Origin of the sequence: Segatella copri, assembly GCF_949820605.1 — a bacterium.
Classification (GTDB): domain Bacteria; phylum Bacteroidota; class Bacteroidia; order Bacteroidales; family Bacteroidaceae; genus Prevotella.
Map to the genome: position 1 here is coordinate 2289594 of NZ_CATKVU010000006.1, position 10407 is coordinate 2300000.

The 10407-nt window shown below is 47.7% G+C and carries 6 protein-coding genes (1 of these 6 cut by a window edge); all 6 read right to left on the bottom strand.

Translation table 11 applies throughout. The annotated features are described in order from the left end of the window. Positions 1-81: 81 nt before the first annotated feature. A complete protein-coding gene (locus RCO84_RS10705) occupies positions 82-1116 on the bottom strand; it encodes a DHH family phosphoesterase (protein ID WP_144154750.1) in 1035 nt (344 codons plus the stop codon). Between the two features lie 15 nt (positions 1117-1131). Further along, complete coding sequence (locus RCO84_RS10710) at positions 1132-2043, bottom strand: nucleotidyltransferase (protein WP_022120329.1); 912 nt, start codon at positions 2041-2043, stop codon at positions 1132-1134. A 187-nt stretch (positions 2044-2230) separates the two neighbouring features. After that, positions 2231-4627 carry a translocation and assembly module lipoprotein TamL gene (gene tamL / locus RCO84_RS10715; RefSeq protein WP_445081698.1) on the bottom strand — a complete coding sequence of 799 codons (2397 nt, stop codon included), beginning with the start codon at positions 4625-4627 and terminating at the stop codon, positions 2231-2233. 8 nt (positions 4628-4635) lie between these two features. Then, on the bottom strand, positions 4636-9396 hold the full coding sequence (locus RCO84_RS10720; protein WP_317585073.1) for a translocation/assembly module TamB domain-containing protein: 4761 nt from the start codon (positions 9394-9396) through the stop codon (positions 4636-4638). 17 nt (positions 9397-9413) lie between these two features. Next, complete coding sequence (locus tag RCO84_RS10725; protein WP_022120326.1) at positions 9414-10082, bottom strand: RluA family pseudouridine synthase; 669 nt, start codon at positions 10080-10082, stop codon at positions 9414-9416. A gap of 29 nt (positions 10083-10111) precedes the next feature. Continuing rightward, positions 10112-10407 carry the final stretch of a 3-oxoacyl-[acyl-carrier-protein] reductase gene (gene fabG / locus RCO84_RS10730; protein WP_317585074.1) on the bottom strand. Its footprint extends 463 nt past the window's final position, so only the last 296 of its 759 coding nucleotides appear in the window; its start codon lies beyond the right edge, outside the window; the stop codon is at positions 10112-10114.

Consider the following 10407-nt stretch of genomic DNA (forward strand, 5'->3'; position numbering starts at 1 on the left):
TATTTATCACTTATTATCATCCTATTGCCTCAAAACGGGGTTGTTTTCTGTCTTTTTCGTCATTTCTAAGGAAGAAAACGGTTACTTCAGCATATCAGCGTATGCCAGGATAGCCTTCAGTGCTATCTGCTCTGCCTCCTGTATGCTGCAAAGCAATTTGCCACCAGAAGCATTGCGATGACCGCCACCATTGAAGAACTCGGCTGCCATCTTATTGCATGGGAAATCGTCTACCGAACGGAGACTTACCAATATGCGATTGTCTATATCTGTATCTTCACGAAGAGAAATGGAGAGTTTGTGTCCCTTGATGGTAAGAGGTACGTTAACCAGTCCTTCCAGGTCACCCTTGATAAAGTCATACTTCTTCAACTCTTTACGGGTCACGGTATAGAAACTGGCATGAAGTCCCTCTACTACCTGCAGCTTTTCATTCATCAGATAGCCACGGAACCGGACTGCCGGAATACGGGCATTATTGAAGACATTACGGTAAATCTTATCCTTGTCGATGTTCTTAGTAAGCAGCAAGCAGATGATGTAATAGATATAAGGCTGGGTAGAATTATAGGTGAAACCGCCCGTATCGGTCATCATGCCGCAATAGATGCAGGTAGCCCAGGTCTGATCCATCTGTGGGAAACCTCCCAACTGCCAGACTACACGGAATACCAGGTCGCTGGCACTGCTGGCATGTGGCTGCGAAACCAGCAGCTTAGCCTCAAGATTAGGAGCCAGATGGTGGTCGATGATGACACGCTGAGTCTTGCAACCCAACAATACATGATCCATCTCATCAAGACGTCCCTCGCTGCTAAAGTCAACACAGCATACCAGGTCGGCTTCATCAAAAGCTCGCTGCACCAGTTCAGGCTGTCTGTCATATCGCAGGATACCGGCAGCTCCAGGCAACCAGGAAATAGAATCCGGTACCATATCCGGCACACAAATGTCAACTTTCTTACCCAAAGAGCGAAGATAACCAGCCCATCCCAAAGAAGAGCCGATGGCATCACCGTCTGGCGACTTATGTGCACAAACGACAATACGATGAGAAGCCGCTATCGTCTCTCGGAGAATAGCGGCTTCCTGATCTGTCAATATATTAATGTTTATATCCATCACATCAAATTAGAAGAGCTTGTTAGGATAAACACCCTCATCGATAAGATGCTGGATCTTATCAACAACACTCTGGCGGTCGGCTGCATAAGTTACACCAAACCACTTGCTGGTAGTATCGAGCACCTTAACGGTAGCTGTACCCTCATTGATGAGTTTGTTGACCATCAATGGGATGAAGAACTCAGCCTTCTTATTTTCCATATTCTTAGGATCACTCAAGAACTCCTTGAAGTACTCCTCACTATGCTGGAAGTAATCAGGTGTGAAGCCCCAAACGTTCATGGAAACAGGAGTATTGTCGCCAACAGCAACCCACTCGCCCTGCTCGTCCTTGTAAGATACCTTACCGTCGATACGCATGATCTCGGTACGCTCTACACAGGTAGTAAGGTTCTCATCAGCATCCTTAGAGCAGATGCCGCGAGCTACGGTACCATTCTCACTCAAGGTATTACCTACACGGAAACCAACCATGGCATAACGGTTCTTGCTGCCCTCTGGAAGTTCAGAGAGGAACTTGCCGATTACCATGAAGCAATCGCGGTTGTAGAAGTCATCGCAGTTGATTACGCAGAAAGGTTCCTTGATGATATCCTTTGCCATCAGAACAGCATGGTTTGTACCCCATGGCTTCTCACGACCTTCTGGTACAGAGAATCCCTCAGGGAGATCATCCAATGCCTGGAAGCAAAGTTCTGCAGGAATATGACCCTCATACTTTGAAAGAATCTTCTCACGGAACTGATCTTCGAAGTCCTTGCGGATAACGAATACGATCTTTCCAAAACCAGCCTGAATAGCATCATAGATGCTGTAGTCCATGATAGTCTCACCATTAGGACCCAGACCATCAAGCTGTTTCAAACCACCATAACGGCTACCCATACCGGCAGCCAGAAGCAATAACGTAGGTTTCATTTTGTCTATACTTTTATTTATTAATAGTTGATAGTTATTAAAAAAATAACGATGCAAAAGTAACAAAAAAAATGCAGTTAACCGCACGTTTTTCTACTTTTTTTTGATTAATATCAATTTTTGTCCTTTTATGCACTATCTGTAACACATATCAGACTTATTTCCGGACACATCTCCCAGGCTAAACCTAGAAAGGATAACCCACAGCGAAATGCAGACTCTGAGCATCCTTAAACCGACGGATGTTATAGATGCCACTCTTGCCGGTATCGTAAGGAACATGCAGACCGATACCCCAGTCGACACGTATCACAAACATACCCATGTCATAACGCACACCGACACCGGTGCCTACCGCCAGCTGCCGGAAAAACTTGTCTACATCAAACTTGCCGAGCGGACTGTACTCATGGTTGCGTAAGGTCCACACATTACCTGCATCCAGGAAAAGGGCTCCATAGAGATCGCCCCATACCTTCTGACGGTATTCCAGATTCATCAGAAACTTGATGTCGCCCGTCTGGTCGATATACGAATACTTGCTGTTGGTAGGCTGGTATCTGCCCGGCCCGATGCTTCTCACATTAAAGGCACGCACACTGTTGGCACCACCGATATAGAACTGCTCATAATAAGGAGCATTCTCGGCATTGCCATAACTCCAGATAATGCCGGCATTGACATGTCCCACCAGCGTACCATCCTGGGTGATACGCCAATATTTCACGAAATCAGTCTCCAGTTTCAGGAACTGAGCAAACGGATTCTTGAACATCTTCTTGTCTTTCTCGTTCCATCCCTTGCCGGCCGCCATGTAACCGAGCGAAAGGATATTGGCTGCCTCGCTGATGGTGGTTGACCAGGTGATAGGATGGCGGTAACGGCGCGGACTGCGATAAGTATAGGTGTAACTCATCTTAGGCACAAACTGGTCGCGCATCGATATCTGAAGATAAGGATGCAGGGCGAGGATGCTATCGAAAGCGGCTGTGCGGCTGTTCATAAACTCATAAGAGAGAATCAGCGGACTGAAAGAATGCTGATGCTGGTAAGAGGTAGACCACGCATAGGTTAACTCGCCCGCTGCCACATGACGTCGGAAATAGCTGGCTCTGTTCAGAACATTCATCGAAGCCTTGATGGTAGTAGTTGGCACACCCCGATATTTGGTAGGCATATGCCCGGCACGGTATCTGCGCTCATTCTGCTCCATCGTTCTGAACATATTCCAAGGCGTGATGATGCGAGGGAACTCTACGGAAACATCCGATCCGTATTCATAGGAATTGATGCGGGTAGAACCTCCACCAGCCTGACTGACGGTTTGCCACTCATGCGAACCATGTAGGTTGACAGTAAGTTTCTCGCCTCCATGAAAAGCATTGCGCTTGGTAAGACCCACTACCAACTCCGGTCCTACTCTACCGGTCGTTTTGCCGCGGGCATTTGCCTCGACATAGAAATCGTATGGCTTGTCGAATACCAGGTCGATATTGGCATCCAGGGTATCACGATATACTACATTGCCCAGACTGTCGAGGGTTTGCACCGAACGGGGGGTAAACTGGATGCTGGAATAGCTGAAGAGTCCCATCTCCTGAAGTCCGGTCTTGGCACGCTCCTCGGTACGTACCCGATACAGTTCACGGGGACGCAGGCGCAGGCTCTGCAAAACGATGCCCGGACGTATCGGCATCTTTCTTCCATTATAATGGAAACTCAGATAGCTGCGCACAAAGGAATCCTTCAACTCCTCCATATACTGCTTTCTGAAATTAACATGAATCTTTCCGATATACCACTGGCGGGTAGCCCTATCGTCCACGCTGTCTGCCATCATCAGCCGCAACTGCACCTTGCCGGGCACATTCACGGTATCGGCAAGATAAGAAGCATAACTGTTCTGATAGAAATAATAGCCCCTGTTGCGGAACAGACGGGTGATACGCTGACGTTCCGATTCCATGTTGGCGACATTGAAAGGACTCCCCTTCCGTATGAGCGCCTTGTTCATGGAAGCATCTATAAACTGCTTGCTCTTGGCTGGGAAGTTGAGATAAGCCATAGAATCAAGCGTCCAGAGATGACCGAAGTCTACCTGATAGGCAACCTTCGCCTTCTTCGGATTGCTCTGTGTCAGCACATCATAAGTCACCTTACCGTTAAAATAGCCATATTTATCGAGCTGATGCTCGGCTACCTGGGCACGGAGCTGCGGATTCACATTCGCCATCAGCTTAGGTTTGGAACCGAATACCTTGGTTATCCACTTAGCCAGTGCTCCATCCGACTGAGAGAAAGCATTCCATATCCACAGGCGCACAGGGAACGGTGTGCGGTAATAGCTGCTTCCGAACAAGGCACCGTTCGGAGCCGAAGCCAGGGCATACTCCATCTCGGTGATGGTAGAATCAGCATAAGCTCCCTTCTCGTAGTTCTTATACTCGATAGGTACCAGCCCCGTAAACAGCTGCTCGTCTTCTTTCAGCGCACTGGTTGAAGAGCAACCCGTTATGAGCTGCCCCGACAACATCAGCAATGCTGCCACATATATAATAATGTATAACCTGTTCTGCTGTTTCATATCGCTCATTACTTTTCGTTAAGTTTCAATGGGTCAAAGTCCTTTGTTTTGGCTTTCTCCATCGTATCCTTCTTTTCATTCGTATGCTTCTTCACCGCAGGATTCTTCTCCATTGGGGCTGCAGGAATCTGCTGCTTATCGGTCTTGAAACGGAAGATATCCTTGAAATGCTGCAACTTTCTCTGCCATTTGAAACCGACACCATACTCACCTATCAAACCTTCGAGCCAATCGTAGGTATTGTTGTTGTAGAAAGCACGGATATACTGGCTCGCACCTTCGTTGAGACGGTACTGCAATTCGATATTGTTGAAGAATACATCATCATTGTTGGCTGCATTCTCCATTTCTGCACCGGTAGAAACCTTGCCGCCCACACTGAAACTCAAGCGGTTGTTGAAGAACCGCTTGGCAAACTTAAAGTTGTAATCGGTGTGCATGGCACCTGCTGCATTGGTAGAGTTATCTACCGACATACCGACATCCACACCCACAGAACGCATCGCTGAACCTGCAATATTATTGATCTCTGAGTTGAGGAATGAGGTCAAGGCACTGTTCATGGAGAACGAATTGGTATTTCCGTTGGCAAGATACATGCCCGAAGCCAGCATCGTAATGGCTATCTTACCCCGCTCTTCAATACTCATCGTGTTCAGTTCATCCTGCAAGGTGGCATCGTTTGGTGAGGAAACGATAAACTGGATGCCTGGCTTATTCAATGTCTGCGAGAGTTTTACGCCACAAATGAAATCCACCGAGCGGCCGGTTCCCTGTCCCTCGTTTACCGTTGTCCTGACATTCTCTGTTGCCGTGATGTTCAGGGTCGGGTTGAACGGATCGCCGTTAAACTCTATGTAGCTGCCGTCCTGGATATCAAACGTCTTGAGCGGAATGATAGGCAGCGAATATTTCATCTTGCCATTGTTCAGGGTATACTTGCCCGTGATGCCGATGCCATCAACCGAATTGTAAGTCATCGTCAGATTACCACCGCCCATCAGGTCGATGTAGTTGGTCTGCTCGGCATTCAAAGCACAGAGGATATGAGCCGACTCGTCTATCGACATGCCCAACATCATGTTCAATCCTTCCAGTGCCGGACGCTCGACAACGACAGGCTTGCCACTCTTGAAATTCGTAAACTTCACCAGCTCATCGAGCTGCGTATCAGTAGTCAGTTCCGATTCTTTCAGCACATACGTCATATCCGTATTGCCGAGGACATCCAGCTTACCCTGCATCTTCAGATTGCTTACCGGTCCGCGCATCGCTCCAAAGAAGTTGACATACGCCTTGCCGAAGGCCTCGGAACGGGCATTCTCCTTGGCATCAATCAGCAGGAAGTTCTGTGCTCTCATCCGGATATCGAGCATCATCTTCTCTATATTCGTAAAGTCGAGACTGCCCTGGATATTGAGCGGACTCTCATTGTTGGCATACATCATGAAGTTTTCGAAGAGCAACTTGCTGCCTATGATACGGACAGGATCGTTGGCAAAACGCATCGTGATGCCATACGGCACACTGACGAGATAAGCCGAATCCAGATATACTTCGCCCTCTACATCCAACTGGCTCAAGGCTCCCTTCAAACTCAGTTTTCCTTCGCCATATCCCTTCAGACCCATAATCTGGTCAGGAACAAAACCGTTGACAAAATGCAGAGGCAACTTCTCCATACCCACTTCGGCATCGAGATAACCGTTTCCTTCCGACTTGTAAGTACCCTTTACGGTAGCTACTTCTTCACCCTCATAATTGAGGGAACCATCTACATAATGAGAACCATCGCTCTTTGGCATGTAAACGAATTCAGTACCGACATCTCCCATCGGACACTTTTCGTAAACCATATTGTCGATGTTCAGATTAGAAGAAACCGAGAGTTCATCCTTGGTCTGGATAATATGGAAGTCGCCGTCAAGAATACCCGAGATGTCAGGCGTATAAGGAATCACGCTGAGCACTTTATCCAGATTAAACTGGCTCATGCTCACCGTAAGATCCTGCAGCGCTTCTTCGTTTTCATCATTGCTGTATATACGGATACCCATACCGTTGGCTGCCTTCAGAATCAGATTGGCAGAAACACGGTCGTCATTGCCCAACATCAGATAGTTGTCATCGTTGGCAGTAAACTTTTTGTACCCCAGGACAGGATGGGTATCGATGAGCGAAATCTTCACGCCGTTTTCCAGCAACAGCGCCTCCAGACCCACATTTACACCCAATCTGTTTTTGGCATCATAGATGCGGGCATCGATATTGGAACCCTTCTCCTGCAGTTCGCCCTCTACCTGTGCCCGGAACACATACTGAGGGTTATGCTTGTTGTTCTGAACACGTGCTGCATAGCGGATGGTATCGCCCTCAGTCTTCACCAAGGCACGGATCGTATCCAACTGCATGCCACTCGCTACCAGTGAATCGATGTTGAGATAACCATTGACACCTGTTACAGGCGACATGATCATCTTCATATCCACCGTCTTGAAATCATAACCGCAGTAAGCGATGAAACGGGAAATGAAATTGTCCTTTCCTGTGGTAAGATAAACATGACCGAAAGGGAACTGACTGCGAATCTTCACCTGATCGATATGATGGTTCCTAAGCTGATGAGCCAATTCTTTCTGCAATCCGGCAAAACGGCTCATCAACTGCTTATAGCCTCCGTGTACATCCATGTTGAGATGGAAGTCGCCGCAATCGATGACTGCGTGCGTAGTATCTCTGCGGGTAAAGACATCAGCGTCAACACCCACCGGACGGTAATTCTTTTTTGCCGTACGAACCGTAATATCACTCATCGAAACCATGATGTCATGACTGTCCTTCAGGTCGGACCTGATATCCATGTGACCGCAAAGCGACAGGCGCATCGGTGCCTTCGTTACCTCTAACGAATAAAGATTCACATCGCGGACATCTGCCACCAGGGTAGCCTCCAGTTTCTTGGAATTCGTAAGTGCATCAAGGCTGACGAGCCCCGTAAGATACTGGTTCTTGCTGTCGATATCGGCATGCACCTTTCCATTGGCAACGTGAGCCACTGCCAATACATGATCCAGTTTGTATTTGCCATACTGAATCTGGTTTACCTGTGCCTTAGCCTGTAATCGGGTACGCGGAGAAAGAAAATCGGTTCCCACTCCCTTCGCCTGCAATGAGCCGGTGAAAGAATGCAAATCCTGTTTTGGCAGGAAATGCTTTGCCTGGATGTTGTGCGCCTGAATCTTAGCTTGATAAGCCAGACGGTTCATATCGATACTGCCGTCTTTCCGGGTCTTCGCATCTATCTTGGCATCTACCCTCATTCTGCCACGACCTTCGGTAATGGCGAGTCGGGTAGCATATCTGGAGCCGTCTGCCTGAATGTTACCACGGATTCCGATACCGCTAGGCACACGTATCTCCTGCATCAGAGAAGGGTCAAGCATGGCGGTAATGAAATCCAGATGATAGGTACGGGCGTTCAGATCTACATTTGCCTTCAGACGGTTCATATCCGTCAGGTTACCCAATTTTCCATCAGCACTCAGTTCGAAGGCTGTAGGCAGCGACAGTTTCAAGCCCGAGAAAGATGCCTGCTGCATATTTCCCTTGAACGATCCTTCTATCTTCATCGGATAGAATGGCCATTTCTTCTTCATGGCGTCTGGGAAGGCATCGCCTGCAAAGAGGAACAGGTCTGAACGGCCCAAAGCTCCCTTCAGCTGTGCCATCAACTTGCCAGGTTTCACCTCATCAAAGGCATTCATATCCATATCCACCGTTGCCTGCAATTGGGAGTATGGGGTACGGAGACAGATATCAGGCAACTGCAGTTTCACGGAATCCATCACGAATCTGCCATAGAACTGGTCTACCTGCAAACCGCTTTTCTCCTTAAACTGAGCTTCACGAATCTTGACATCTATCTTCGAATCGCAATAATAGAAAGAGTCTGCCTTTAAAGTCAGGGCCGACAGGGCGATATGGTTAAAGTCCATGCCCGATACCGGACGGATATAGTTCTGGTCATAGTTCACCTTGCCATTCTTCCAGTCAAGATGACCTATCTGATAAAGTCCTTTATAAAGGTCGAGATAGGTAGTCTGCGCCACCGCATCTCCAAAATAAGCATTCACCTGAAGAGTATCTCCAGGCATGTGTAATACGAAATCAGTGTTCTTCAGTTTCAGTTTTTCGATATTCACCTTCCAGAAATTGGTACTAGGCGTAGTATCCGGCGGCACCGTATCGCTCAGTTCTACCGAGAGTCGGGCATCAGCCAACAGGGCATGATTCACCCTCACCTTCTCCTTACCGAGGTCAATGCCATGAGCCTTCAGGCGCAGATTACCTACATTGCCCTTGATTCTTGCTTCGTGAATAAAATTAGTGGTATTCACCTTCATCTGGGTGAAATTGAGTTCATCCACCATGACTTGACTTTCGAAAAGAGGCAACAATTGTACGTCTACCACCATCTTCTGGATGTCGGCAACGGTATCTCTCTTATTTCTTAAAGCCAAGTTTGGGGAATTCTTGAGTGAGTCGATTGGCTGAAGTACCTTTACGCCTTCCACTCCCAGTTTCAGAGGGAAGACGAGGCGTACTTGCTTTACCGAAATATCCATACCCGTCGACTCTGAGGCATAAGCAGCCACTTGCTTTACCGCCCAATTCTGAACAGGTGGCAGATAAAGCAGAATGGATAACAACAAGATGAGCACCAATGGAGTCAACACCGTGATTCCTGCCCATTTCGCATACCTCTTCATAAGCATGGATTTTTGAGTTAGGGTGCAATAGCCCGCCAAAGATTATCATCCGGCAGCGGAGCCTCTGCTACTATTGTTTCTTTAGACACAGGATGAACAAATTCTACTCTGTGTGAAAGGAGAGAAATACTGCCATCTGCATTGCTACGTGGAGAACCGTATTTCAGATCTCCCTTGATAGGACATCCCATCTTGGCAAGCTGGCATCTTATCTGATGATGACGACCCGTCATCAAATTCACCTCCAGAAGTGTATAATGGTCTGTATGACCTATCACCTTATACTTCAATATCGCTTTCTTCGAGTTTTTCACCTCATGGTCGTAAGCATAGCTCTTATTCTGCTTTTCATTTCTTACTATCCAATGGGTGAGCGTAGCCTCAGGTTCCTTTGGCATGTTCTTCACGATTGCCCAATAGGTTTTGTGAACTTCGCCATCCCGGAACATATTGTTCAGACGGCTCAATGCCTTAGAAGTCTTGGCAAATACGACCAAACCCGAAACAGGACGGTCAAGGCGATGCACCACACCGAGAAATACATTTCCCGGCTTGTGATACTTCTCCTTGATGTACTGTTTCACAGTCTCCGAGAGAGGTTCGTCGCCGGTCTTGTCGCCCTGCACGATTTCGCCACTTCTCTTAGAGACTATGATTATATGGTTGTCTTCGTAAACTACCTGCATGTTTTATCAATAAAACGATTGCCGAGAGATTACATGTTCATACCACCGTCGATCTGAATAACCTGACCGCTAACATAGCTAGACAAGTCGGAAGCGAGGAAGAGGCAAACATTTGCGATATCCTCAGTCTGACCACCACGACGCAATGGAATCTTCTTCATCCAGTCCTTGCGGATTTCCTCAGGCAACTGTGCAGTCATTGCAGTCTCGATGAAACCAGGAGCTACAGCATTGGCACGTACGCCCTTAGGACCCAACTCCTGAGCGATAGACTTAGCCAAAGCAATCATACCAGCCTTAGAAGCTGCATAGTTGCACTGACCTG

Coding starts and splice junctions, on each gene's coding strand:
- RCO84_RS10710 (WP_022120329.1), bottom strand. CDS start 2,043: ATGAAACCTACGTTATTGCTTCTGGCTGCCGGTATGGGTAGCCGTTAT.
- tamL (WP_445081698.1), bottom strand. CDS start 4,627: ATGAAACAGCAGAACAGGTTATACATTATTATATATGTGGCAGCATTG.
- RCO84_RS10720 (WP_317585073.1), bottom strand. CDS start 9,396: ATGAAGAGGTATGCGAAATGGGCAGGAATCACGGTGTTGACTCCATTG.
- RCO84_RS10725 (WP_022120326.1), bottom strand. CDS start 10,082: ATGCAGGTAGTTTACGAAGACAACCATATAATCATAGTCTCTAAGAGA.